General features: G+C 61.3%; 16 protein-coding genes. 7 read left to right on the top strand and 9 right to left on the bottom strand.

Annotation, left to right across the window (positions count from 1 at the left end):
- Nucleotides 1-16 precede the first annotated feature (16 nt).
- The 5 genes from ACXAH0_RS05730 to ACXAH0_RS05710 form a co-directional block, all read right to left on the bottom strand.
- On the bottom strand, nt 17-688 hold the full coding sequence (locus tag ACXAH0_RS05730) for a pseudouridine synthase (protein ID WP_475173577.1): 672 nt from the start codon (nt 686-688) through the stop codon (nt 17-19).
- Nucleotides 689-802: 114 nt separating this feature from the next.
- On the bottom strand, nt 803-1,084 hold the full coding sequence (locus ACXAH0_RS05725) for an aa3-type cytochrome c oxidase subunit IV (protein WP_475173575.1): 282 nt from the start codon (nt 1,082-1,084) through the stop codon (nt 803-805).
- 140 nt (nt 1,085-1,224) lie between these two features.
- Nucleotides 1,225-2,604 (bottom strand): ABC1 kinase family protein, encoded by a 1,380-nt coding sequence (locus ACXAH0_RS05720; protein WP_475189671.1) that lies wholly within the window; start codon nt 2,602-2,604, stop codon nt 1,225-1,227.
- Between the two features lie 110 nt (nt 2,605-2,714).
- Nucleotides 2,715-3,620, bottom strand: a complete 906-nt coding sequence (locus tag ACXAH0_RS05715) for a heme-dependent oxidative N-demethylase family protein (RefSeq protein WP_475189667.1) — start codon at nt 3,618-3,620, stop codon at nt 2,715-2,717.
- A gap of 16 nt (nt 3,621-3,636) precedes the next feature.
- On the bottom strand, nt 3,637-5,463 hold the full coding sequence (locus ACXAH0_RS05710; RefSeq protein ID WP_475189663.1) for a M3 family oligoendopeptidase: 1,827 nt from the start codon (nt 5,461-5,463) through the stop codon (nt 3,637-3,639).
- A 188-nt stretch (nt 5,464-5,651) separates the two neighbouring features.
- On the opposite strand from ACXAH0_RS05710, the gene ACXAH0_RS05705 reads away from it, so the two are divergent.
- The 7 genes from ACXAH0_RS05705 (at nt 5,652) to ACXAH0_RS05675 (ending at nt 16,725) form a co-directional block, all read left to right on the top strand.
- Entirely contained in the window at nt 5,652-7,307 is a 1,656-nt protein-coding gene (locus ACXAH0_RS05705) for a sigma-54-dependent transcriptional regulator (protein WP_475173565.1), read from the top strand.
- Nucleotides 7,308-7,630: 323 nt separating this feature from the next.
- Complete coding sequence (locus tag ACXAH0_RS05700; protein WP_475189771.1) at nt 7,631-9,466, top strand: peptidoglycan L,D-endopeptidase MepK; 1,836 nt, start codon at nt 7,631-7,633, stop codon at nt 9,464-9,466.
- Nucleotides 9,467-10,014: 548 nt separating this feature from the next.
- Nucleotides 10,015-10,857, top strand: a complete 843-nt coding sequence (locus ACXAH0_RS05695) for a formate/nitrite transporter family protein (protein ID WP_475173563.1) — start codon at nt 10,015-10,017, stop codon at nt 10,855-10,857.
- Between the two features lie 68 nt (nt 10,858-10,925).
- Nucleotides 10,926-12,659 carry a bifunctional protein-serine/threonine kinase/phosphatase gene (locus ACXAH0_RS05690; RefSeq protein WP_475189660.1) on the top strand — a complete coding sequence of 578 codons (1,734 nt, stop codon included), beginning with the start codon at nt 10,926-10,928 and terminating at the stop codon, nt 12,657-12,659.
- Between the two features lie 9 nt (nt 12,660-12,668).
- Nucleotides 12,669-13,118 carry a cyanase gene (gene cynS / locus ACXAH0_RS05685; protein ID WP_475173559.1) on the top strand — a complete coding sequence of 150 codons (450 nt, stop codon included), beginning with the start codon at nt 12,669-12,671 and terminating at the stop codon, nt 13,116-13,118.
- 70 nt (nt 13,119-13,188) lie between these two features.
- Nucleotides 13,189-14,940, top strand: a complete 1,752-nt coding sequence (locus ACXAH0_RS05680) for a NirA family protein (protein WP_475189656.1) — start codon at nt 13,189-13,191, stop codon at nt 14,938-14,940.
- 27 nt (nt 14,941-14,967) lie between these two features.
- A complete protein-coding gene (locus ACXAH0_RS05675) occupies nt 14,968-16,725 on the top strand; it encodes a diflavin oxidoreductase (protein WP_475189654.1) in 1,758 nt (585 codons plus the stop codon).
- Here the strand turns inward: ACXAH0_RS05675 and ACXAH0_RS05670 are convergent, their stop codons facing one another.
- The 4 genes from ACXAH0_RS05670 to ACXAH0_RS05655 form a co-directional block, all read right to left on the bottom strand.
- Complete coding sequence (locus ACXAH0_RS05670) at nt 16,726-17,742, bottom strand: ChuX/HutX family heme-like substrate-binding protein (protein ID WP_475189769.1); 1,017 nt, start codon at nt 17,740-17,742, stop codon at nt 16,726-16,728. It lies immediately after the preceding gene.
- Nucleotides 17,743-17,802: 60 nt separating this feature from the next.
- On the bottom strand, nt 17,803-19,584 hold the full coding sequence (locus ACXAH0_RS05665; RefSeq protein ID WP_475189652.1) for a diflavin oxidoreductase: 1,782 nt from the start codon (nt 19,582-19,584) through the stop codon (nt 17,803-17,805).
- A gap of 15 nt (nt 19,585-19,599) precedes the next feature.
- On the bottom strand, nt 19,600-25,101 hold the full coding sequence (locus ACXAH0_RS05660) for a glutamate synthase-related protein (RefSeq protein WP_475189648.1): 5,502 nt from the start codon (nt 25,099-25,101) through the stop codon (nt 19,600-19,602).
- Nucleotides 25,102-25,289: 188 nt separating this feature from the next.
- Nucleotides 25,290-25,562, bottom strand: a complete 273-nt coding sequence (locus tag ACXAH0_RS05655) for a hypothetical protein (RefSeq protein ID WP_475173548.1) — start codon at nt 25,560-25,562, stop codon at nt 25,290-25,292.
- Between the last annotated feature and the right edge of the window lie 621 nt (nt 25,563-26,183).

The raw sequence follows: 26,183 nt of genomic DNA, 5'->3' as shown, positions 1-26,183 counted from the left end.
TACGGATCCAGGCAGTTCAGAACGGGCAACCAGTCGTAAAGACCACCCGCTCGCCGCCATCCGGGTGGTGCAGTTCCAGACTTTCCGCATGCAGCGCAAGCCGGTTTGAGGCGGCCAGCGCCTCTCCGCTGGCATAAAACCGGTCGCCGATGATCGGATGCCCCAAGGCCAGCATATGCACTCGCAACTGGTGGGAGCGCCCCGTATGGGGAAAGAGATGCAGGCGCGTTGTCCGCTCTTTCCGCTCCAGCACCTGCCAGCGGGTCAGGGCCGGTTTGCCATGTTCAAAGCTGACCATCTGGCGGGGTCGGTTCGGCCAGTCGCAGACAAGCGGCAGATCCACCTCCCCCGCCTCGTCCGCCAGGTGCCCCCAGATCTCCGCTACATAGACTTTCCGGGTTTTCCGCCGCTCAAACTGCAGCCCCAGATGCCGGTGCGCGGCCGGGGTCCGGGCCAGCACCATGACGCCGGAGGTATCCATATCGAGCCGGTGCACGATCCGCGCTTCCGGATAGGAGGCCTGCGCCCGCGCTTCCAGACAGTCCGAATGCTCTTCCGCCTTGCCCGGAACACTCAACAGCCCGCTTGGCTTGTCGGCAACCAGCAGGTCCTTATCGGCATGAAGAAGGCTCAGATAAGGCTCCAGGGGCGGAGCATAGATGAAGGGGCCGGGCGCATGTGCTGACATGGCGCGCTTATAGATCCAAAAACCTGGCATCCCAACACAAAAAGGCGCGGATCGGGCCGCGCCGTTCTTCAGAACCGTTGGCTAAAAAGGTCTGATCCGCTTCAGACGGACCCGTCAGACGGTCAAAATCGCCAGGATGCCGGTCAGGACAAAGATGGCAGCGGGCGGAACCCAGCCTTTTTCGCCAAGGGCAAGACCGATTGCGGAGGCGACGATCGTTCCGATAAGCATCAACCAGCCGAAGACATGGGCAACTGTGCCGCCAAAGCCGAACAGGATCAGGCATAGCACAATGTTCAAAACAGCCACGGTGCCGACTTTCGAGAAGTTGATGAACCCCTCATACGTCCGCTCGTGTGCGTCATAGTCCATTGCAGGTGCGTTGTCGTCTGCCATCAATTCCTCCCAGAAACGGTCAGTCGCTTGAAACCTTCATACAATAGAAATTGCCTGTTCGGCAATCTCGGTCACCTTACCAAGAATGCCCTTAAGGAAAGTTTTCGCACTCTCAGGGTGTCTGCATTGACCCTGGCCCGTCAGGCGGCGTTTGACACGCCCCCAAGCCCCGCCGCCGCAAGCACTCTGTCCTGGCGTGCGCGCACGGTTTCAGCCTCGAAGCCCTCGATCTGCTCGTTGAACAACTGAAAGAAGTTCAGCTCCGCCCGCAAATGCAGGAACACCCCGCCAAGGCCAATGGCGGCCCGGTCCATGAAGACAAATTCCTGCGGCACGGTCACCGGTCCGAGTTCCTTCAGCGCCGAATGTACCCGGAAGGCTTCCTTGCGGCCATATTCGGCGGCCGACACGCCGTCGGCAATGGACCGAACCCGGTCGCTCAGGAGCGGGCCATAGATGAACCGTGCCCAGATATTGAGAACCTCGATGGTCTCTTTTTTCAGATTTTTAAAACCCCAGCGCTCATAGGCGGAGATCACCCGGTCCGCGTCCTCTTCCAGAAGCCCCTTGTAGAGGTCGACGACCCCTTGCACGAAGCCTTCGGGAAACACGCGGATACAGCCATAATCGAGCAGATTGATGCCCCCCGGGCCGCCATCTTGTTCAAACACTGTGTAATTGCCCAGATGGGGATCCCCGTGAATGACGCCGAAATGGCTGAAAGGGTGCCACCAGGCATGGAACATCGTTCTGGCCAGCAGGTTGCGCTCTTCAAGACTGTGGTCCTTGAACGCCAGCAACGGCCTGCCGGTTAGCCAGCCCATGGTCAGTAGCCGCTGGGTGGACAGGTCCTCCACCACCTGCGGCACCCGGATCATATCCGTCCCGGCAAGGATCTCCCTGTACATGGCAATGTTGCCGGCCTCCCGGGTGTAATCCAACTCCTCGCGCACCCGGGCGCTGATTTCCTTGGCAATTTCCCTGGTATCAATGGCCGGGCTCATGCGGCGGTGCAGGGAAAACAGCATTTGCAGCTGCTTCAGATCCGCCTCGACCGCAGAGGCCATGTCCGGATATTGCAGCTTGCAGGCCAGCACACGGCCGTCATGGCCCGTGGCCCTGTGCACCTGCCCGAGGGACGCGGCGGCCGCCGGTTCCCGGCCGAACTCCTCGAACCTGTCCTGCCAATTGCTCCCGAGTTCCGCCCGCATCCGGCGTTTGACAAAGGCCCAGCCCATGGGCGGGGCGCTGGCCTGAAGTTTGGCCAGTTCGGTGGTGTATTCCGGCGGCAAGGCATCCGGTATGGTTGACAGCAGCTGGGCCACCTTCATCAGCGGCCCCTTCAGCCCGCCAAGAGCCTCCGCCAATTCAGCCGCATTCTTGGCATTGTCCAGCTCCATGCCAAACAGCTTGGCGCCCGCAAATTTCGCCGCAATTCCGCTCATATTCGTGCCCACACGGGCATAGCGGCCCATGCGGGCACTCAAACGGTTGCTTTCGCGGTCCTTGGTCTTCGGCATACCTTGGGGCGCTCCTTGAACAAACGATCAGATGCTGACGTCTAAATATGCGATCTGGCCGGGATATCCAGCCCGCAGACCCGCGCGGGGGTCTGCCCCTTACCCGCCAGTCAGGCGGGGACAGCCGGACAGAACCCTTCCAGCACCCCGGCCAGCGTGTCCCGGACGCCGGTCAGGCCCTTATACGCCAGTTGATCCGCGTCCAGATCAAGCATCTGGCGGCGCAAACCGGCGGCAATCTCAGCTCGGTTGTCCTGCTGTTCCAGGGCAGTCAGCGGGTCATGGTGGATCTTGATGGTAAAGAGGATATCGCCCGTGCCTTCCAGACGGCGCAGCGTCTGACGCTCAACCCGCAAGAACAGGCCGGCCAGGGCGTGCGCCTCCATATCCATCCGGATCACCCTGGGTTCGGGATGGTGCAGACCGCTGCCCTCGTGGAGCGACCAGTTAAAACGGCAGACCAACTGTCCCGGCTTCAGATTGTCGAACAGGCGCGCAACCATCATGCCCATACGGCTGCCATTGAAGCCGGGCACCGTTTCGTGAATGCCGGTCATGGACTGGCCGAATTTCTCCGCCAGCGACCAGGACGAGGGAAAGCAGAGTGACGCGGCGGCCAGGCGGTATCCTTCCGGGGACGGACTCATGATCACCAGATCTTCCTGCACGAGACGCGACGCGGTCAGAAGGGCATCCCCTCCTGCCATCCGGACCGGCTCCTTGAGCCCGTTGATAAAGACAGTGGCCCCTTCCATCCTGTGGGTCTTGCCGTGAAACCGGCGCAGATTGCCCACAACAAGCTCCAGCACCTCCTCCTGCGACGGACCTGTCTCCAGTCCGGCCCGGAAGACCGCATCGGGTCTGGACCGAAACAGAAGATCCTTGTTCGCCAGATGCCGGGCAAGAAACGGATCGGGCTCCAGCCAAACATCCTCCGGAATGGGTTTCAGCCCGACCGTGAACGGGCTGCTGGAGCCGTCATAAGGCGTGTGCTGAAAGGGCGGTGCAGAGGACATCTGAAAGCGGTCCCGGTCAGGCCCGGTCAAGCTCTTCCAGCTCGTCAATAATCCGCTCGATCACCGCCAGACCCTTTTTCCAGAAATCCGGATCGGTCGCACTCAGGCCGAAGGGCGCCAGCAGATCCGAATGGTGCTTGGTGCCGCCCGCCTTCAGCAGATCGAAATATTTCTCCTGAAACCCGGTCTCCGCATCCTCGTATACCGCAAACAGGGAGTTCACCAGACAATCCCCAAAGGCATAGGCATAGACATAGAAGGGCGAGTGGATGAAATGCGGGATATAGGTCCAGAAAGTCTCATAACCTTCGTTCAACCTGATCGCCGGACCCAGGCTTTCGCCCTGAACGGACATCCACAATTCGCCGATCTTGTCAGCGGTCAGCTCCCCATTGCGACGCTCGGTATGGACCTTGCGCTCAAAGCTGTAAAAGGCGATCTGGCGCACCACCGTGTTGATCATGTCCTCGGCCTTGGACGCCAGCATGATCTTGCGGGTGCGCGGATCTGCGGCCTTGGCCAGAAGCGACTTGAAAGTAAGCATTTCGCCAAAGACGCTGGCGGTCTCTGCAAGGGTCAACGGTGTTGGCGCCATCAGGGGGCCATTGTGGCCTGCCAGCACCTGATGCACCCCGTGGCCCAATTCATGGGCAAGCGTCATCACATCCCGGGTCTTGCCCTGATAATTGACCAGCACATAGGGATGCGCGCACGGCACGGTGGGATGCGCAAAGGCGCCTGGCGCCTTGCCAGAGCGTGCCGGAGCATCGATCCAGCCCTTGTCGAAAAAGCGGCCCGCAATCTCCGCCATGTCGGGGGAGAAAGTGTGATAGGCAGACAGCACCGTGTCCTTCGCCTCGTCCCAGGGGATGACCCGTGTGTCCGCATCGGGCAGCGGCGCGTTCCGGTCCCAGCTGTTCAGCTGATCCTTGCCCAGCCAGCCGGCCTTCAGTTTGTAATAGCGGTGTGACAGGCGCGGATAAGCCTCCCGGACGGCGGCCACCAGCGCATCAACCACCTCCCGCTCGACCCGGTTGGCCAGATGGCGGCTGTCGGCGATATCCTTGAAATTCCGCCAGCGGTCGGAGATTTCCTTGTCCTTGGCCAGAGTATTCGTGATCAGTGTGAAGGTGCCCAGATTGTCCGAAAACGTCCGCCGCAGCGCCTCAAAAGCGGACTGGCGTTTGTCCGGCGCCGGATCGACCAGAAGATTGAGCGTCGGCTCGATCGCAAGATTTTCGCCGTTCACATCAAAGGTCAGTGAGGCCATGGTCTCGTCGAACAGTCGGTTCCAGGCGTTGCTGCCGGTTACCGACTTTTCGTGAAAGAGTTGCTCGACCCGGTCTTCCAGCTGATAGGGTTTGCCCTTGCGAAGATCCTCGATCCAGGGCCTGTAGCGGTCCAGCTGCTCATTATTGAGAGCCGCCTCGATCAGTCCGTCCTCCACCGTATTCAATTCCAGAGTGAAGAACAGAAGATGGGAACTGGCCGTGGTGATCTGCTCCTGCACATCCCCATAAAATTTCTGCGCCGCCGGATCGATTGTGTTCCCGGCATAGACGAGACCGGCAAAGGAAATCAGTTTGCCCATAAGTTCTTCGAGATCCTCATAGGCGCGGATAGCAGTGATCAGAGCCGGAATATTGCTTTCCGCCATCTCGGCGAGCCGCCCCTTGTAGGAGGCTTCGAACGTCTTGGCCCGGTCAAGGCTCTCTTTCAGGTCCTGGGCCACTTCCGGCGCGTCCAGGGCCGGGTAAAGATCACTCAGGTCCCATTCCGGCAGAGCGCCCAGATCAGAGGCAGCAGTGGTATCGGGCGCATGGACGGGACGCGGCAGGGGCATTGTTCACTCCGGTGGCAGATTGCCCAAGGGGCAAGGAACACGTTTAGTCTTTGTTTTAGATAGGACGGGCGGCAAGGACCGCGCAATTCTGAAAACCGATTTTTTTAACCGGCCTTGGACGATTTATTTACCCAAGTGCGACCATACTGCGTCGAAACGAGACATTTTGAAGCGAATTGATCCAGCCCATGCAAGCGACAAACGGCAAAATCCTTATTGTTGACGATGATCCAATCCAGCGCCGGCTTCTGGAAGAAGCAGTGCGTAAATTCGGCTATCGCTCGAAAACAGCGGAAAATGGCCTTGAGGCCATGCGCATCATGAGCGGGCCGGAAGCCAGCGAAATCGACCTGATCATTCTGGACATGGTGATGCCGGAACTGGACGGGCTCGGTGTGCTGGAGCAGCTGCGCGCCAACAAGACAGCCACGCCGGTGATCGTGCAGACCGCCCATGGCGGCATCGACACGGTGGTCAGCGTCATGAATGCGGGCGCTCAGGACTTCGTGGTCAAGCCGGTCGCGCCGGAACGGCTGAATGTCTCCATCCGCAATCTTTTGAAAACTTCGGCCCTTGAGGACGAGATCACCCGGTTCCGCAAACAAGCCTCCGGCACGCTGACCTTTGCCGATATCATCACCCATTCCGCCGCCATGGAGCGGGTGATCGATCTAGGCAAGAGGGCCGCCGCCTCCAACATCCCGATCCTGATCGAAGGGGAAAGCGGCGTCGGCAAGGAAATGATCGCCAGCGCCATTCAGGGCTCCAGCGACCGCCGGTCCAAGCCGCTTGTGGCGGTGAATTGCGGCGCCATTGCCGAAAATCTGGTGGAATCCATCCTGTTCGGCCACGAGAAAGGCGCCTTTACCGGTGCGGTCGACAAGCATGTCGGCAAGTTCCAGGAAGCCCATGGCGGCACCCTGTTTCTGGATGAGGTCGGGGAACTTCCACAGGACGTACAGGTAAAGCTGCTGCGTGCCCTGCAGGAAAACGAAATCGACCCGATTGGCGCCCGCCGTCCGGTCAAGGTGGATTTCCGCCTGATTTCAGCCACCAACCGGCGCCTGATCGATCAGGTCAAGGAAGGCGTCTTCCGTGAAGACCTTTATTACCGGCTGAACGTGTTTCCGATCTGGATCCCGCCCCTGCGGGACCGGCGCGAAGACATTCCCGCCCTCACCCGGCATTTCCTGGCCCGTTTTGCGGCCGAAGAAGGCAAGCCCCAGGTGGCCGGTGTTGCCCCGGACACCTTGGCCCTTTTGCAGGCCTATCACTGGCCAGGCAACATCCGCCAGCTTGAAAATGCAGTCTTCCGGGCTGTTGTCCTGTGCGATGGCGCCCAGCTGACGGTAAACGATTTTCCGCAGATTGCCGCCGCCGCCGACCAGCCTCTGGGCGGCCACCAGACCCCGGGCTTTCAGTCTTCCGGCAGTCCTGGACCCGAGGTCCAGAGCCCGGCCGCAACCCAAACACCCCCATCACATCAGGCGGCTTCGCATCAGGCAGCCCAGCCCCAGGCAGCTCAAGCGCAGGCTGCCGCCCGGACAGGGACCTCCCACACGGAGATGGCCCAGCCCCCTGCCCCCACCGCGTCGCAGCCCCATCCAGCGCCCCAGGCAGGGTTCGAAGGCGGTGCGCCCTTCGGCTTCATGCGCAATCTCGACCGGGAAGGCCATGTGCGCAAGCTCAACGATGTGGAAGAAGAATTGATTCGCGCTGCAATCAATCACTATTCCGGCCGCATGACAGAAGTCGCCAAGCGCCTTGGCATTGGCCGGTCCACACTTTACCGCAAGCTGAAGGAATATGGCCTGGAGGATGGCGACAAAAACGCGGCAGCGTGAGCCCTGTGTCCTGACGGACGGGGAAATCCTGCCCATAAGGCAAACACGACGATTTTTTGACGTATTCTGCCCCTATCCAACGCTGGGGAAGGTTTTTGAGACGTGCGCCTTGCGAGTTGTAATTTTGTCACATTTATCAAGCGCGCGAAAATAGGGTAAAAACTTCTTAACTTGCACAGATTAGACTGTTGCTCCTGCTGGGGAGCACAGGATGGGTGAAAGCCATCAAAACGGCGAGACAAAGATTGCAGAACCGCTTAGTTGATTTCAGCGTCGTCGGTTGGATGTGGCGCGCGGCCAAAGCTGCGGGCCTGATCGTGATCATGTCCGCGTGTTTTATCACGGCGGCTGTTGCCGAAACCCGCACCCTCAAGCTTTACAATACCCATACCAAGGAACGGGTCTCCATCACGTTCAAGAAGAACGGCCGCTATCTGCCGGCAGGCCTTCGGGAAGCCAACCGGTTCTTGAGGGACTGGCGCCGCAACGAGATCATCAAGATCGATCCGGAACTGCTCGACCTCGTATGGGAAGTCTACCAGCAAGTGCGTGCCAAGGACTATATCTACGTCGTCTCCAGCTACCGGTCTCCGGCCACCAACAACATGCTGCGCAAGCGCTCGCGCGGCGTGGCCAGGAACAGCCAGCACACGCTTGGCAAGGCAATGGATTTCTACATTCCCGGCGTCAATCTGGCCAAGCTGCGGGCCACGGGCCTGCGCAAGCAAGTGGGAGGTGTCGGCTATTACCCACGCTCCGGCTCGCCATTTGTTCACATGGACACCGGCAGCGTGCGCCACTGGCCGAAAATGAGCCGGTCCCAGCTGGCCAAAGTGTTTCCCGACGGCAAGACCTTGCACATTCCCTCTGACGGCAAGCCGTTGAAAGGCTACAAGATCGCTTTGGCAGAATCCAAATCCGGGAAGCGCCGCACCTCCAAGCCGACGCTGGTTGCCGACAGCAGGCCGAGACCGAGCAGCAACGCTCCCAGCACCCGCGACCAGAGCCTGACCGCGCCGGGCAAACCGATTCTCTCCAGTCCGGCCTCCAGCACCCCGGCTGCGCCCGCACCACGGACCGCAAAACGGAAAGAGACCAAACAGCCGGCAGGTGGCAATCTCTTTGCCGGTCTCTTTGGCGGCGGCCAGACCCGGGACCGGAACCAGGCGAACCGGGCCGGAGCCGTGGGGAATGCGGCCCCGGCACAGACTGCAGATGCTTCTCTAACCTTCGACAACCCTCCGGTACCGGCCAGGAAAGTGCTGGCCAGCGGGGCGTCTCCCGTCCCCCCCGCACAACTTGTGGTGGCCAGTGCGGATACGACGGGTGCGCAAGCCCAGTCCCCGGTTCCGGCCGGGACACGGCTTACACCGCCCGGACCGACACCACCTGCAACGGTCGGCTCCACACCTGCGGCCAATACACTTGATGCCCAGCGTTTTGCCCTGGAAAACGGCCAGCCGGTCTTCCGGCCCCAGCCGGTGGCCAATCCAGCAACGCCGAACGAGGCCATTGACAGCCGCTTCCAGATTGCTGCCGCCCCAGCGCTGAAACCGAAACATGGCCTGAGCGATGCGGCCAAGCTTGCCGCCGCCGAGCTTGGCATTACGAATGCTGCGGCCGGATCCGTTCCGGTGCCCCGCACCCCACCGGCTAATGATCCGGTGGCCGCCATTGCTGCGGCCACAGGCGCTGGCACACCCTCACCGGCCCCGGCCCCCCGGCCCGAAACAACCCTGGCCTATGCCTCGGCTTCTGCCATACCGGCCAGCCTGACCAGCGCTTTGCGCCCGGCCGCTTCCCTTAACCGCTCCGAAGCCGCAGTCCGCCCCGGCGCAGCCTCCGAACCGGCCCGCGGTGCAAGCCGCCAGCCGTCCCTGTCCGGCCGCATTCCAAGTGAAGAGATCCTTGATCCCATGGCCGGCTTTGCCCGTCTTCCGGACAAGTCGGAACCTGCGCTTCTCTCCGGCGCAGGCACCACCCGGCACAAGGCTTTCGCGCTTCTGAGCCATCCGAACCAGCGCGCTTTGAAAAACGTGATAATGCCGGGGAACCGGTTTGTCGCCTCCAGCTTTGCCGCGGCCCCCTATGGCACCTTGCGCGCCGACCGCTTCGCCGGTCCAGCCGTCGTCATCCTCCCGGTCCGCTACGCCCGCTGACGGCAGAAGCGTCTTTCCAAACATACACAGCCTCTAAAGGCGGCGCCCTCAGAAGGGTCAAAGCGCACCGCACCGCCTCAAAGACGCATTCCTTGTGCAGGTGCCTGACTAATTTCTAAGCACACTCACCCGCAGCACCAGGCAAACGCACTGTTCAGAATTTTAACACTCTGATTTCATTAAAATTTCTCAAAACTCCTGATCTGGCACGGTTTCTGCTTTAGTAATATCCGGTTGAAACCCGATCAATACTGCGTCCAACGGCGGACGCAATGGCAGTGTTGCCATGAGTGTTTCGCTCCGCCCGCGCCCCTTTTGCGCCGTGGCGGGGCGGATCGTCTGAGCGCCGCATACTCCTGCGCCCGAAAAGTTTTTGCACTGGTCATGCCGCGCTGTGTCTTGGGCACACGCGCCCGGATGCGGTCCAAGCGGTCAAAGACGTGCCGGCACTCATCCACCACTGCCATTTCCTTCCCGGGCCCAGTTTCCTGCCGGTCCCAGGTCCTCCCAAGGCTGCGCGCCTGGACAACTTCTTGAAAGGACGTTCCATGTCATATGTCTCACCACAGGAATTCGCCACGAAGATGATCGAGGCCGGCGAAGCCAAGGTGTTCATGTCCACCAAAGACACCCTGATCCGGGCCTATATGGCCGGGGCCATTCTGGCGCTCGCCGCTGCCTTTGCGGTCACGATCGCAGTCAATACGGGCAACTTCCTGATTGCCTCTTTGCTGTTTCCCGTGGGATTCTGCATGCTCTATCTGCTGGGGTTCGACCTTCTGACCGGGGTGTTCACCCTGGTGCCCCTGGCCCTGTGGGCCAAACGGCCGGGGGTCACGGTCAGCGGCATGTTGCGCAACTGGGGCCTGGTCTTCCTTGGCAATTTCGCAGGTGCCATGACCACCGCCATCTTCATGGCCGTGATCTTCACCATGGGCTTCAGTCAGGAGCCAAATGCCGTCGGCCAGAAGATCGGCGTTATCGGGGAGGCCCGCACGGTCGGCTATGCGGCTGCCGGCTGGGCCGGTCTTCTGACAGTCTTCATCCGGGCGGTGATGTGCAACTGGATGGTGTCCACCGGAGTGGTCGCGGCCATGATGTCCACCTCCGTCTCCGGCAAGATCATGGCCATGTGGATGCCGATCCTGGTGTTCTTCTATCTCGGCTTCGAACACTCCATCGTCAACATGTTCCTGTTCCCGTCCGGCATCATGCTCGGCGGTGATTTCACGTGGTTCGACTACATCGTCTACAACGAAGCGCCTGTGATCCTGGGGAACCTTGTGGGCGGTCTGACCTTTGTCGGCGGCATGATCTACGCCACCCATTACAAGACCTCTCCCAAGCGCAATGCCGGCTATGAAACCCCGGCGGCAACCCCGGCCGAATAAGCCGTTCCGTCCGGCTCCCGCCGCAAGCCGGCGGGAGCCTTTTTCATGACACCAGCACACCGGGCCCGATGAAACCACTGGCGCACCATTTGAAGGTCCAACTGGGGCAGTTTTCCTCGGCCGGCGTGAAACCTGCCAATCAGGATTTCCACGGGGCCGTGGTGCCGGAAGACCAGACGCTCGTGCACAAGGGCATCGCGGTTGCCTTGGCCGACGGGATTTCCAGCAGTCCGGTGGCACATATTGCCGCTGAAACAGCAGTCAAATCCTTCCTGACAGATTACTACTGCACGTCCGATGCCTGGAGCGTTCGCACCGCCGCCTCCAAGGTGATCCGCGCCGCAAATTCCTGGCTCCACAGCCAGACGAAGCAGGCCGCCACACCCGACAAGGGCTATGTCACAACCTTTTCCGCCCTCGTTCTGAAGGGGCGGCAGGCGCATCTGTTCCATATCGGTGACAGCCGGATCTGGCGTCTCGCCGGGCAGAGCCTGGAATGCCTTACGGAAGATCACAGGCTCCAGCTGTCGGCCTGCGACCACACGCTCAACCGGGCCCTTGGCCTGTCACAAGCCCTGGACATCGACTCCCGCGCTCTCGATCTGCGGCCGGGGGATGTGTTCATTTTGACCACCGATGGCATTCATGAGGTGCTCTCCCCGGCCCATCTGGCAAAAGCCGTCTCCCAGATGCCCGATCCGGAAACGGCCGCACGGTTGATTGCCGAAGAGGCCATGGCAGCGGGCAGCACCGACAATCTGACCATTCAGATTATCAGGGTCGTCAGCCTGCCCGATGCGGGCCTAGAAGACATGCTTACCGGCGAGGCCGGTCTGCCGCCCGCACCCCTTCCCCGCGTACCGGGCACCCATGAGGGTTACCGGCTGCTAAGGCTGCTGCAGGCCACCAGCCGCAGCCATATCGTTCTGGCCGAAGATCCAGAAAGCGGCCACAAGGCCGTGCTGAAATTCCCTTCCCAGGATCTGCGCGAAGACCCGGGCTATCTGCGCCGTCTCACCCTGGAAGACTGGATTGCCCGGCGGCTGTCATCCCCCCATGTCCTCAAGGCGGCCCCCCAGCGCCAGCCCAAACAAACGCTCTTTGTGGCCACCGAATTCATCGAAGGGCAAACCCTGCGCCAGTGGATGACGGATCATCCCCATCCGGATCTGGAAACCGTGCGCGGGCTTCTTGAACAGATCGCAAAGGGACTGCGCGCGTTTCACCGCAAAGACATGGTGCATCAGGACCTGAGGCCTGAAAACATCATGATCGATGCGGCCGGAACGCTGAAGATTATCGATTTTGGCTCCGTACGGATCGCCGGCGTCATGGAAGCAGCCCCATCGCTCAACCGGGCAGAGATCCTGGGCACCCACCAATATTCCGCGCCGGAGCTTTTTCTGGGCTATCTGGGCACCGCCCTCAGCGACCAGTTTTCCCTCGCCGTCATTGCCTATGAAATTCTGACCGGACAGCTGCCTTATGGCAGCTCTGTTGCCCGCGCAGACACGCCCAAAGCCCAGTCAAGACTGACCTACCGGCCCGCTGCCGCCTTGACAGCGCGTGTGCCCGACTGGGTCGACGGGGCACTGGCCAAGGCCCTCCATCCAGTACCCGGCAAGCGCTATGAAGCGTTGAGCGCCTTTCTGGAAGACCTGCGCCGCCCCAACCCGCAGTTCCAGTCAGAACATGCCAGACCGCTTCTGAGCCGCAACCCGGTCCTGTTCTGGCAGCTTCTCAGCGCCGGCCTGGCGGTCCTGTGCCTCGCCCTTTTCTTTCACCTTTTCCCCCCAAAATAGGAGATCCGAATGTCCCCCCTCACACGCGAAGACATCACCACCTTGATCCTGTCGGCCAAGCGCCAGGCAGGTCTGACCTGGGAAGGCCTTGCAGAGCAGATCGGCATGTCCCCGGTCTGGACCCATTCGGCCGCCATGGGCATGAACGCCATGCCCGAGGACAAGGCCCTTGCCCTGACGCAGGCCCTCGGCCTGCCCCAGGAAGCCGCGCTGATCCTGCAGGAAAGCCCCACCAAGATCTGGGAACAGACCGTTCCGACCGACCCGTGCATATACCGCCTTTATGAGATCGTCGGCGTCTACGGCCCCACCATTAAGGCGCTCATCCATGAAAAATTCGGCGACGGCATCATGTCAGCCATCGATTTCGACATGAGTGTGGAGAAGGTCCCGCACCCGAAAGGCGACCGGGTCAAGGTCGAGATGAGCGGCAAGTACCTGCAATACAACGCCTGGTAATCGCGGGGCCCGGGACCCACTGGGCCCGCCTCCGCAAAGTCAGTTTAAAAGGACGCAGGGAGAGAGAGAAATGCATGCGCCTGTCGAAAAACGCGGGTTCAGCGAGGAGCAACTCGCCTACCTGGCAGACATCGTCGCCAAGTTCGGCCTGGACAAGGCGTTTCAGGCCGGCCCTGCCACCGGCAATGGCAATGTCACGGAGACTGTCTATGGCACTCCCCTGGAGGATCTGTGCAAGGAAGAAGTCGCCAAGTTCAATCTTCATCCGCTGGATCTGAGGGCGCGGATTGAACGCTGGACAGACCGCAATGAAATGGCGACCGGGCTGGACCAGTTTCTTCTGCGCCATTGGGGCTTTTTCAACGTGGAACCCAACAGCCCAGGATACATGGTTCGCCTGCGTCTGCCGGCTTGCAAATTGCGCGGTGATCAACTGGTCGCGCTCGCGGAAATCGCCGAGACCTATGCGGGCGGCTATGCCCATGTGACAACGCGGGGCAATTTTCAGCTGCGGGAAATCCAGCCGAAAGATGTGCTCAATGTCATGTACGCCCTGGACCAGGCGGGCCTGTCCTGCCATGGCTCGGGTGCCGATTCCGCACGCAACATGACCGCCTCCCCCACGGCCGGCTTCGATCCGCAGGAGCTGATCGATCTTGCGCCATATGCGATCCGGCTATCCAACCGGGTGCTCAACACGCGGGAGCTGCAAGGCCTGCCGCGCAAGTTCAACATTTCCTTCGACGGCGGCGGCACCATTTCCACCGTCAGCGATTCCAACGATATCTGTTTCCAGGCCATCAAGGTGGCCGCCAATGACCGGGGGCTGGAGCCGGGCGTCTATTGCCGGATCCTATTGGGCGGCATTTCGGGCCACCGGGATCTGGCGCGGGACACGGGCCTGATCTGCACACCGGAGGAAAGCGTTCTGGCAGGCACGGCCATGCTGCATGTGTTTGTTGAACATGCGGACAGGACCAACCGCAAAAAGGCCCGGCTGAAATATCTTCTGGATGCCAAAGGCCTGGACTGGTTCCTGGAGCGCACCCAGGAAAAACTGGACAGCCTTGAAGCCGGGTTCCGGCTGACCCCGCTGTCAGCAGAGCACGACCTGCCACGCCCGCCCGTGCTCCGCCAGGCCCATATCGGCGTCCACAAGCAAAAGGCAGCGGGTGAGAATTACATTGGTGTTGCTCTGGAAATGGGCCGTCTGTCGCCGGACCAGATGCGGCTTGCCGGTCAGATCGCCCTGGCAAGGGGCAGCAACGACGTCCGGTTGACCGTATGGCAGAACCTGTTGATTGCGGGCGTAAAAGACGCGGACATTGCCGCCACGGTTCAGGAGCTTGAGGCCAGCGGCCTGCCCACCAGGGCCACGGCCTTCGCCGCCGGGGCGGTGGCCTGCACCGGCCGCTGGGGATGCAAGCTCGGCCTTGCCCACACCAAGGAAAGCGGCACCAGCCTGGTGCGCCATCTGGAGCAGAAATTCACCCTCGACCGGCCGATCAACATCCATCTGACCGGTTGCCCCAATTCCTGCGCCCAGCATTATATTGGCGACATCGGCCTTGTTGGCACCACCTTGCCCGATGGCGGCGAAGGTTTTCATGTGGTGGTCGGGGGCGGCAGCGACCAGGATTACGGCATTGCCCGCCCGCTTTGCGGCCCGGTTCCGGCTGAGGATGTCAACGCCCTCGTGGAAACCATCATCGGCAACTACCTGAAGCGCCGCGTTCCGGGAACAAGCTTCCTGGACTTTGTACGCGCCCTCTCCGACGCAGACCTGCCCACCCTTCTGGACGGCGCCGCCCTCGCCGCCTGATCCCCTGTCAAGGAAAGACCCGAGCCCATGAGCCAGCATGACAAAGCCTTTCTGGAGAAGATCTCCGGGGCCTCATTGAAGGAAGAGCCTCAGATCCCGGCCGATTTTCTGCCGCCCGATGCACCTTTTGACGGGGCACAGAGAGAATGGCTGAACGGGATGTTCACGGGCCTGTTTGCCGTCACCAATGCAGCGGCGAGACAGGACCATGACGCCGTACCGGGCACCGCCCTGCAAATCCTGTTCGGCTCCCAGTCGGGTACGGCGGATGCCCTGTCCAAGGACTTGAGAAAATACGCCAGGACCCAAGGGTTTGAGGCCGCCATCGCCGAACTGGATTCTGTTTCCCCTGCAGATCTTGCCGCCGCCCATCATGTGCTGATCATCGCCGCCACCTTTGGCGAGGGTGAACCGACGGACAATGCCAGGAGCTTTTACGACAAACTCATGGCCGACGATGCCCCGCGCCTTCCCGAAAGCCTTCATTTCAGCGTCTGCGGGCTTGGGGACAGCAGCTATGCGAAATTCAACCAGGTAGGCCGGGATCTTGACCGGCGCCTTGGAGAGCTGGGAGCGACACGGGTTCAGGATCTGGCCGCCTGTGACGTGGCCTATGATGATGATTATACGGACTGGAAGACAGCCGTGTTTGAGACAGAGCCCTTCAAATCCGCCGCTGGGGCCGCACAGGCCGCCGAGCCCGAGGCACCGGGAGCAGCATTTGACAAGAACCACCCCTTCATCGCCACCCTTCTGGACTGCCGGTGCCTGAATGCTCCCGGCTCCGCCAAGACCGTGAACCATATCGAGCTTTCCCTGGCTGGCGGCGGCGAGGATCTGGACTATGTTGTGGGCGACGCCCTGGGCCTGTGGCCGGTCAATGATGCGGCCGAGGTGGACGCCCTGCTTGAGGCGGCCGGATTTTCAGGCCGGGAAACGGTTGAGCTCAAAAGCGGTCCGAGCAGCTTGCGTGCGGCCCTGCTGATCCGGCTGGATCTCAGCACAATCCCGCCGAAGACTCTCGAGCTCTGGAACACGCAAAAACCGTTTGAGGCCGCGCAGATCATCGATCTCCTGCCCCTTGCTCCGTCCAGCCTGACCCCGCAGCGGCTCGTGGACGGGCTGCGCCCGTTGCAGCCGCGCCTCTATTCCATTTCCTCAAGCCCGAAAAAACATCCGGGCGAAGTTCATCTGACGGTGGGAGAAGTGCATTATGAGCTGGAGGGGGCCGCGCGCAAAGGCGTTGCCTCCACCTATCTGGGCAACCGGCTCGCCCCCGGAGGCAATGCCGGCGTCTATATCCAGCGCTCCAGCCATTTCCACCTGCCGGAAGACGACAGCGTGCCGCTGATCATGATTGGCCCGGGCACCGGGATTGCGCCTTTCCGGGCCTTTCTGGAAGAACGCGAAATGCGCGGAGCGGCGGGGGAGAACTGGCTTTTTTTCGGCGACCAGCACAAGGCCACAGACTTTCTTTACCGGGATGATATCAGCGCCTGGCAGACGAGCGGCCTCTTGACAAAAACCAGCCTTGCCTGGTCCCGTGACGGGGCAGAAAAAGTCTATGTCCAGCATCTGATTGAACGCGAAGGCGCTGGATTCTTCGATTGGCTGCAGCGGGGCGCTGCGATCTATATTTGCGGTGATGCCTCCCGCATGGCCCAGGATGTCGATACGGCACTGCGCAAGGTCATTGCCACGCACGGCAATCTGGACGCAGCCGGGGCGGACGCCTATCTCGCCGATCTCGCCAAATCCGGCCGCTACCAACGGGATGTCTATTGATCAGCGCCTGAGAACCGGCAAGGACCTGAGGATCTGCATCCAGGACAGATTGAACGGGCTGTCAGCTGCCCGGTCCTGGGCCAGCACCAGAACACAGGCCCCGGATCTGGAATAGGCTTCCAGAGACAGGCTGTCCCTGCTGCGCACGATCCAGAATGTCTCGATAAGCGCCGGATCGGCGAAGATCCGGCACGATCCGCTGGCAAGTTCGATCAGACCGCCATGGCGGGTGACGCCGTCGAGACGGCCGGATATCAGCTGCAGGCAGGCAGCGCTTGGAACGCCAACAGTCACGGGTTGGCGCATTTCGCACAGATAGCGCAGCATATGGGGAATGACCTGGCGGTCGACCTGCCAGGCCTGATCCCGGTCCAGGATTTCAAGCCGGTCATGACGGCCCCGGCCCTGATCCAGCAGACAGGCATCCAGGTTTGAGGTGATCCCGCTGGCACTGAAGGCTTGCTCCGGCGCGCGCCTTTGCAAAGTCAGCGCTCCCTCCCGCTGGCCACCAAAAGCCTCAGGCAGATAGGCGGCCAGATCCTTTTCCCTTGTGCCATACATGAGCACATCAAAGGCAAGTTCGTCTGACAGGGACGCGATATAGCATTTATGCGCTGCCCGCCCCAGATCATCAAACACCTGCAGGGACGGCGCCTCCCGCTGCGCCTCATCCCCTTCCACCGCCACCAGCGTTTCGATCCCGTCCGGCAGCAGCCGGAGAGCAATGCCGCTATTGTCGAAGGTCAGCACTTCACCTGCCAGCATCGGCTTTTGATACATGCCGAGATCGCTCATGACGGCGGCTTCGTTCAAGGTGGTCGCGATCACCCGCACGAAGCCGGGCAACCAGTCCCGCAGCAGATCAATCCCCTCATCCAGCCCGCGCGCCCTCCGGCCCGCTGACAGGAACAGATCGGCCAGATCACAGGACCGGTCCTGAGGCGCCCGGGACAGGGGCTCCGGCCGGGTCCCGTTGTCCACCACCAGCCTGGGCCCAAACCTGTACCCCTTTACCATCTTGTTCACGAAGGACGGCTCCCCTGCCGGATGTCATGCCAATCTCAACTGATAGAGACGTCAGTAAACGTCGCGGAGATAGCGTTTTTCGCGCTTGAGATTGGCTACATAAGCCTGCGCTCCGTCTTGCGAATGGCCGCCAAACTCGGCAATGACCTGATGCAGTGCCCGGTCCACATCCTTGGCCATGCGGGTGGCATCACCGCAGACATAAAAAGAGGCCCCCTCTTCCAGCCAGGCATAAAGATCCTTGCCGTTTTCCTGCATCCGGTGCTGCACATAGACCTTCTGGTCCTGGTCGCGCGAAAATGCGAGATCGAGCCGGTTCAGGACGCCCTGTCGGCTAAAGGTGCTGAGCTCATCCTGATAGATGAAATCATGGGCCTTGTGCTGATCGCCAAAGAACAGCCAATTCGGCCCCTTGCCCCCTGCTGCACGGCGCTCTTGCAGGAAAGCGCGGAACGGGGCAATTCCCGTGCCCGGTCCGACCATGATCACCGGCCGGTCCGTGTCCTGCGGCAAGCGGAAGCTGTTGTTGGGGGACAGGAAGATGCCCGCGCTGCCGCTGTCCTCCACCCGATCGGCCAGGAATGTGGAACAGACCCCGCCATGGTCGCGGCCATGGCTGCGGTAACGCACGCTGGCAACGGTCAGATGAATCCGGTCCGGCACCTCCAGAGGGCTGGAGGATATGGAATAGGCCCGGTGCTGCAACGGCTTCAGCAGCTTTGAAAATGCGCCCGCAGACAGGCTTTGCGGTGCGAGCAGATTGAGCAGATCCAGAGTGTCCCGGCCCCAGAGCCAGGCCTCCAGAGCTTCCTTGTCCCCATGTTTGACGATGTGGCTGAGTTCCTCGTTGCCGACCCGCTTTTCAACTTCGGCAACAAGGTCCTTAGACGGCGTAACAATTTCAAGCCGGTGCTGCAATGCGTCGCCGAACGGCCCGTCAATTCCCTCGACTGACGCATCATGATCCACCCCAAGCCAGGCCAGAAGGCTGGCAACAAACGCAGCGTCATTGACCGGCATCACCCCAAGCGCATCGCCCGCCTGATAGGTGATGCCGCTGGTGCCGAGGTCAAACTCGAAATGACGGATTTCCTTGCTCGACCCGTCCCCGGACAGGAGCCGGTTCACCGGCATTTGCGCCAAATAAGGGGACTTCCGGGTCCATTTCGGCCTGGCCGCCGCGCTTCCCGCGTCCGGACCGGCCACCGGTGCACCACCACCGGCGGCCGGTCCGGCCTTGCGCTCGCCAGCCAGCTTCGGCAGAGCCTCAGCTATCCAGCCGGCAGCAGCATCTTCAAAATCGATATCGCAATCCACACGGGGCAGCAGACGGCGGGCACCCAGCTGTTCCAGGCGCGTGTCGATCAATTTGCCCGCCTGGCAGAAGTCGTCATAGCCCGTATCCCCAAGGGCCAGCACACCGAAACTCAAGTTTTCCAGGCGCGGCGCGTTTTCAGCCGACAGGGCGTCCCAGAACAGCTGGGCGTTGTCCGGCATCTCGCCTTCGCCGTAAGTGGAGATCACAACCACCAGATCAGTCATGGCCTGCAAGGCGTCCAGGTCAACATCATCCAGCGCCTTGACCACCGGGGCCAGACCATTGGCCTTCGCTGCGGCCGCTGCATCCATGGCAACGGTTTCCGCATTGCCGGTCTGGGTGCCGAACAGGATATGCACCTCTGCTGGCCCGGCTCCCGTTTGCGCCGCCGGGGCGGCCGCAGCAGCAGGTCCCTGCAGGGCCAGGCGCGAATGCAGACCGGCCAGGAACCCGGACAGCCAGGAGCGCTGATCCTCGTTGAAGGGGGCATCTTTCGGAATGAAGGGAATTTGCATTGTTCTTGTCTCGTCTCAGCGCGCATGGGCGGCCGTGAAGGCCATCAGGTCGTCAAGGCTGTGCCGTGCGAACAGTTCCTCGAAACTGGGCAGGGAGCCGACAAGCGCGCGGTTCTTGGCATTCTGGAACAGGATCCAGCCATAGGTGCCCGGACTGTCCATGGAAAGGACATTCCGGCGGGCAAGCGCGGTCTTGTAGTCCCGCAGCCGTTTGTCCGCGATCAGCACGGCCAACTCCTGATCGTCATATTCGCTGACCGCCGTGCGCGCTGCACTCTGCAGCTTTTTCAACAGTGCAAAATCCTCCGTCAGCAGGAGATTGCGGGCCGCCTTGTCCACTGCCTCGTCGGTAATGCTCCGACTGCCCTGCACCCGGCCTAGCGCAAGCGACTGGGCCGTGGACATGACCAGATAGTTGTTCAGAAGAACAAACATCTCCTCAGTGTCCGTCTCGCCATAGCCGGGCACCGCTCCGTCCAGAACCGGTGCGCCGGATTTCAGGGCTGTCTTGAATTTCTGCATCTGGTACGCCACCAGCGCGCTGCTCAGTTCCTCAATCAGCTCCTTGCGCGAATGGGCCGCCAGGATCGCATCACTGTCCTGATAAAGCCGCAGGGATTTCGGCATGGCGTAGACGAAATTGCGCCGCTCGCTCTCCCAGTTGTCCAGAAGCCAGACGGCCTTGGCCGAGCCGGTTGCCTCCGCATGAAGGCTCAACAGGAAATGGACCGCATCCGCATGTATCCGGGCCAGCGGCGCCTCCTCGCCGAGGGCGCCCAGATCCACCGAATCGTGACTGACTTTGGAGCCAAGCTCACCGTAAGGATCGTACTGGTAGGCAAAGCCGCCGCTCATGCCATTGGCAAAGCCCTTGCCAAAGCTGCCAATGTTCAAGACCGCACCATTGGTCATGTATTCGCAGCAGAATTCGCCAACCCCTTCAACAACGGCCGTTGCGCCGGAATTGCGGACTGCGAACCGGTCCCCGGCCTGCCCCTCAATAAAGGTGCGACCACCCGTGGCCCCGAACAGGGCGAAATTGCCGATCAGGACATTGCCGCCAGCATCCCCGGACCCGCCGCCGGGAGAGCGCACGATTAAGGTGCCACCACAGGCGCTCTTGCCGACCCCGTCATTGCAGGTGCCGCTGTGGTCGAGGCGCATGCCGTCATTGCAGAAGGCGCCGAAAGACTGGCCAGCGGCGCCCGATGTCTCAATCCGCACCGTGTCCGCATCCAGATAACGGCGGCCCCGGTCATCCTGCAGCACAGCTGGAGACAACTTGCCGGACAGGGCCTCGCCCTCGTGGTTCAAAAGGCGCTCAATGTCGATGGCCAGCTGACCGGCCACCGTCTTGTTGCAGGTGTTCAGCTGTGCGTTCGGCCGCAGCCATACGGTCTGTGCGCCGTCTTCCAGAAGCTCCTTGCGGACTGTCTCCGCAAAGCGGTCATCCAGCTGAAAGTCCTTTTCCAGATAGACCGGGTCCTCAACCTGCCTGTCTTCAACACAGGCCAGCATGGAGGTCAGATCCAGATGTCCCACCTGGGCCGCGTGGTCGATCAGGTGCAGAAGATCGCCCCGGCCTCGCGCCGCCCTAAGAGACGGCAGGCCGAGCCCGGCCAGGATTTCCCGGGTCTCATGGGCAATGTTCAAGAGATACTGGGCAAGCGCGCGCGGATCGCCATCAAACACTTCCGGATTGGTCGTCAATCCGGCCGGACATTTGACATTGCAGTTCTTGGCCATGACGCATTTCAGCATCATCAGCGCGGTGGTGCCGAATTCAAAGGAATCCGCCCCGAGACAGGCCGACTTGACCACATCGCTGGCGGTCTGATGGGCCCCGGAACAACGCAGCACCACCTTCTGGCGAATGCCGTTGGCGCATAGCGCCTGATGCACTTCGGCAATACCGATCTCGGCGGAGCGGCCGGTATATTTCAGGCTCGTCACGGCCGCCGCCCCGGTGCCGCCGGTGTTTCCGGCCACATTGATCACATCGGCCCCGGCCTTGGCAACGCCCACCGCAATCGTGCCGATGCCTTCGGAAGACACCAGCTTGACGATCACCCGCACCCGCGCCGCTTTCGCATCATGGATGAGCTGGGCCAGATCCTCAATGGAATAGGTGTCGTGATGGGGGGGCGGCGATACCAGCTCCACGCCGGGCGTACCGCCCCGGGCTGCCGCAATTTCCACCGTCACCTTGGGCGCAGGCAGCTGCCCGCCCTCGCCCGGCTTGGCGCCCTGGCCGATCTTGATCTCGATTTCTTCCAGGTTCGGGTCAGCCAGATAGCCCGCCCAGACGCCGAAGCGGCCAGAGGCAAACTGCTTGATCTTGGAAGAGCGGATGGTGCCGTAGCGCGAAATATGTTCCCCGCCCTCGCCGGAATTGGACATGCCACCCGCCATGTTGGTGCCATGGGCCACCGCCTCATGGGCCGCAGCCACCAGCGCTCCGTGGCTCATGGCCCCGCTGGCCAGAAGCGGGGTGATCGCGCTGGCTGGCTGGACCTCCCGAAGGGCAATGCCATCGGGCGCAGGGCAGATCCGGCTCAAAAAGGCCGCAGCCTTGCCCTCAGCACGCACCTTGAGGTGGCTGTCTTCCAGCCAATGACCCTGGATCGCCCCGCCAAACCGGCGCACAAGCGCCTCGGCCAGATCAGAGCGCCGGGTCAGTTCATTGCCGCCAGCCCCGGTCAGGGCCAGTTTGAACCTATCCTCCGCCTCCCGGGCACAGGTCAGGCCCCGGATCTGGAAGGACGTATTTCCAGCAAGGGAAAAGCGGCGGAACTCGCGTTCAAATTCCGGTGCGGAGGCCGCGAACGAAACATCCGCCGGAAAGTCCAGAACATCGCGCAAGGCGGCCGGGCGGCGCGCCCGCTCCTCCACCATCATGCGCGAAAAGGCCCGGTAGCCCGGAGTGACCGTAAACGCGTCGATCATCTGCGGGGTCAGCGTGTCGAAATTCGTATAGGTATAGGCGGTTTCGTCCAGCCCGAACGCATCCTGCAGCCGGTCAACCGGCAGAAGGCGCAGATAGTCGTCCTCCGCCCCCGCATCCGGATTGCCATTCAGCTGCACAGCTTCCTCGGTCATGTCGACAAAGCCGCGCACCGCGGTGGTGCCATAGGAATGGCCGGCCCCTTCCGCCCGCTCCTTGAAGAGGCCCAGCAGCGGAATGTCCTTTTCGCCGCTGACAGTGCGCGCGCGCTCATGCCAGTCATGAACGGCGGCTGCAATCGTCTCAAAGCCGACCCCGCCCACCGGCGTCTTCACATTGGGGAAATAGCGTTTCAGAACCGGATCCTGCGTGTCCAGGAAGTTGGGCTCGAAAAATTCCCCGCCAATATAGCTTTCCGCCGTGCACAGGCCGACCTTGCCCATAGTCTTGAGCAGCGACTTTTCCGCCGCCTTGGCAAAGCGCCTGAAGGCCGCGTCCGCGTCTTCCGGGAAGGTTTCTTCCGCCCGCAGCTGGACCGCCAGCGGATAGACCGCAGACGCGCCGAACCCAAGCGCGATGGCAATATGATGGGCCGAAGAGATCTGGCCGCTTTCCACGATCAGCGAGGCCTTGAGCCGCAGCCCTTCCTCAATCAGCTTCTGGTTGACCGCCGAGACCACCAGCGCCGTCGGCAGGGCCGCACGGCCGGAGGCAACCTGGCGGTCGCTCAGGATCACGATGCCGCCCTTGTCCGCCACATGCTCTACCACATCTGAGCAAAGCGCATCGATCGCCGCTTTCAGGGCAGACGCATTCGCCGCCGGGTTGCCTGACACCGGACAATAGAGCATTTCCGCGACCCGGACCGGCGTCACGGTCTGGGTGCGCAGCCATTTCATGTCCGTGCGGGACAGGATCGGGCTTTCGATCACCACCTGTTTGTGGTCCGACCCGGTAAAGCTCGGTTTGCTGCCCAACGCCACGCGCAAGGTCATGCCATCGGCTTCGCGGATGGAATCGAGCGGCGGATTGGTCACCTGGGCGAAGCGCTGGGAAAAGTATTTCGCAACGCCGCCTTCCCGGTCGGACAGGGCATTGATGGCGGCGCCATAGCCCATGGCGGAGATCTTCTCCGCCCCGGTGGCCAGCATCGGGTCCATGAGAAAGCGGAAGCTTTCCTGATTGTGGGAATATGCAACATAGCGCTGGTGCAGTGACAGGTCGCCCTCATAGGGCACAAGCCGTCCGGGGATCTTGATCGGCTCGCCCCGCTCCTCGGCAAGGTTCAGCCGCGCTTCGGCCAGAAGCGCCATGTAATCCCGCTCCGACGCCAGCCGTTCCAGAGTGTCGCGCGTTTCCCAGAGGCGCTTTTCGCGATGGTCATAATAGAGCATGCCGCCAGCTTCGATCCGCCCGCGCCGTAAAATATCTTCCGGCGGGAAGTTGATCTGCCCCGCCTCGGACATGACGGTCAGATATTCGGCCGTTTCGGTGGAGCGCAACGGGCGTAGGCCCAGCCGGTCCAGCCGGGCTCCGACAATCGTGCCGTCGCTGAAGATCAGCGCCGCCGGGCCGTCATTCTTCTCCTCATAAAGAGAGAAATATTCCAGCATTGCCCGCACATCCGCGGAAAGCGAAGGATCGTTTTCCCAGGCGGGCGGCATCATTGAGACCACAGCGGTCACAAGATCCAGCTCGTCCTGCAGCACACGGCCCTGCAGGGTCTGGTCCAGACGGCAACTGTCCGACTGGCCACGCGGGCGGATGATGCTGGCGTTTTTCGCGCTCGCAACGGCCGCTTCCGACAGCCGGTTCTTCTTGTCCGTATTGAGTTCCCCATTATGCGCCATCAGGCGGAACGGCTGCGCCATGCTTGGATGGGGATCGGTGTTTGTGGAAAACCGGGTATGGAAAAACAGGGTGTGGACCTTGTGCGCCGGGTCGCGCAAGTCGGTAAAATAGGGTACCAGCTCATAGGAATTCAGCCGCCCCTTGAACACTTGCGTGCGGGCACTGAGCGACAGCGGATAAAGCCCGTCCAGCGCGGCATCCGTATAGGCCTTGGCCTCAATCGCAAGCAGGGCCTGGTGCACGGTTTTGTCGCAGATCACAGGCGTGCGCTCGTCAGCAGACACGAAAACCCATTGCCGGATCGGCAGCTGATAGGGCACGGCGCGCGGGCGCAGGGCGGCATTGTCCACCGGCACATCCCGCGTCAGGATCACCTCAAACCCATGCAATTGCAGCACGGTCTCCACAAGGGCTTCCGCCGCCGGATATTCGGCAGGATCGTTGGGCAGAAAGAAATTGCCAACGCCGAATGTGCCGGGTGTGAGCGTGTCCCGGCCGGTCAGCTGGCGGAAAAACGGTTCGGACAGATCAATCGACACACCAGCGCCATCGCCAACCCCTTCTGACGACATGCCGCCGCGATGGGGGACCGCACACAGGGCCTCATGGGCCAGCTCAAGGACGTCATGGGTCTGGACACCGTCCTTGCGTGTGATGAAACCAACCCCGCAGCTGCTCTTGGCGTCCTGCGGGTCGTATAATCCGAACTCACCCTTATGCACCTATATGCGTCTCCTCAATCTGTTGACCTTCTGCCGCCTGCCTTGTCCGTCGCGCGCACCGGCGCATGCAAAACCCGGCCGGACCGCAAACGCGGACCGTGCCTTGTCAAAGGTTCTGAACATTCGGGATATTTGGGCTGACCCGGACCTCCCGGTCTGGGCTGGCGGAACCTTAGGCCACTTGGGTATTAAACTTGACTAAAAGTTTCAAGTTTATTTTTGACAACGCGGAAGAACCGGAGAACCTGCAGAGCCGGACGGCGGATCTTTGTCAGCTTGACCTTTTCCCAGCGGCGCGGGTTTCCCTTGGGCGAGATGGAGGCTTTGGCCGCCGTTGCACAAAACAGGTTCAGGCAGATTTTTTTTGAAGCGATCAAGGCCCGCAAAGCGCTGCGGATCGAGCGATACTCTAAAAGAGTGCGAAGGGCTTCTCGCAGCAAATAGAAGCTGGAAAGGCCCACTCATCCGGAAATTCTGCAGAAAACGGCTTCAAGAGCCCATCCGTTCCAGAGGCGCTGTCCCCTCCATCGTTCATAATTAGCTGGCAGCCGGGTTCAGTCTTGACAATATGCCGGTCAGGCGGCGCGCGGATCACACCCAAAGTGCAATATCCGGCCGGACCTTTTTGTCAGAAGACACCCTAGAAAAGTTTTGGCACTTCTTAAATTTACTTAACGTCATTATTTGCCGGAAAATAAACCCCGACCGTGCACCGGATCAATTCTGAACAGAAGTTAATTTGACCTTGCATAGCCCTCTCCACATGTATGGGAACGTAATCGTTGCACATGTCTCCCGGTCGGGGCTTTGACCGGGGTTCGCCACCGCCAGTCATGTCTTCACACATACCGTTATTGGGCCGGGGTCTCCGGTCTTGTGCTTCCTGTTCGGGTTGGAGCGAATACTATGGCGAACATAGATCACGTGCGGACGTGCGCCAGTCCTTTTGGACCTGACGTGCTGCCCGCAGGGTTTTTAACACAAAAAGGGTGCTCCCAAGCCCTTGCCCGGATCACATGCCCAACTTTGCATTCTCGCCTGAAAGCACCGTTCCCGCTCCTGCGGGACACCGCCCAGCCCCA

The sequence above is a fragment of the Roseibium sp. AWQ4_290 genome, from assembly GCF_056160985.1.
This window is presented reverse-complemented; position numbering and strand designations above follow the sequence as displayed.

What these genes read in the sequence shown, in the direction of transcription:
- ACXAH0_RS05730 (WP_475173577.1), bottom strand. Translation starts at nt 688, where the DNA reads ATGTCAGCACATGCGCCCGGCCCCTTCATCTATGCTCCGCCCCTGGAG.
- ACXAH0_RS05725 (WP_475173575.1), bottom strand. Translation starts at nt 1,084, where the DNA reads ATGGCAGACGACAACGCACCTGCAATGGACTATGACGCACACGAGCGG.
- ACXAH0_RS05720 (WP_475189671.1), bottom strand. Translation starts at nt 2,604, where the DNA reads ATGCCGAAGACCAAGGACCGCGAAAGCAACCGTTTGAGTGCCCGCATG.
- ACXAH0_RS05715 (WP_475189667.1), bottom strand. Translation starts at nt 3,620, where the DNA reads ATGTCCTCTGCACCGCCCTTTCAGCACACGCCTTATGACGGCTCCAGC.
- ACXAH0_RS05710 (WP_475189663.1), bottom strand. Translation starts at nt 5,463, where the DNA reads ATGCCCCTGCCGCGTCCCGTCCATGCGCCCGATACCACTGCTGCCTCT.
- ACXAH0_RS05705 (WP_475173565.1), top strand. Translation starts at nt 5,652, where the DNA reads ATGCAAGCGACAAACGGCAAAATCCTTATTGTTGACGATGATCCAATC.
- ACXAH0_RS05700 (WP_475189771.1), top strand. Translation starts at nt 7,631, where the DNA reads ATGTCCGCGTGTTTTATCACGGCGGCTGTTGCCGAAACCCGCACCCTC.
- ACXAH0_RS05695 (WP_475173563.1), top strand. Translation starts at nt 10,015, where the DNA reads ATGTCATATGTCTCACCACAGGAATTCGCCACGAAGATGATCGAGGCC.
- ACXAH0_RS05690 (WP_475189660.1), top strand. Translation starts at nt 10,926, where the DNA reads ATGAAACCACTGGCGCACCATTTGAAGGTCCAACTGGGGCAGTTTTCC.
- cynS (WP_475173559.1), top strand. Translation starts at nt 12,669, where the DNA reads ATGTCCCCCCTCACACGCGAAGACATCACCACCTTGATCCTGTCGGCC.
- ACXAH0_RS05680 (WP_475189656.1), top strand. Translation starts at nt 13,189, where the DNA reads ATGCATGCGCCTGTCGAAAAACGCGGGTTCAGCGAGGAGCAACTCGCC.
- ACXAH0_RS05675 (WP_475189654.1), top strand. Translation starts at nt 14,968, where the DNA reads ATGAGCCAGCATGACAAAGCCTTTCTGGAGAAGATCTCCGGGGCCTCA.
- ACXAH0_RS05670 (WP_475189769.1), bottom strand. Translation starts at nt 17,742, where the DNA reads ATGGTAAAGGGGTACAGGTTTGGGCCCAGGCTGGTGGTGGACAACGGG.
- ACXAH0_RS05665 (WP_475189652.1), bottom strand. Translation starts at nt 19,584, where the DNA reads ATGCAAATTCCCTTCATTCCGAAAGATGCCCCCTTCAACGAGGATCAG.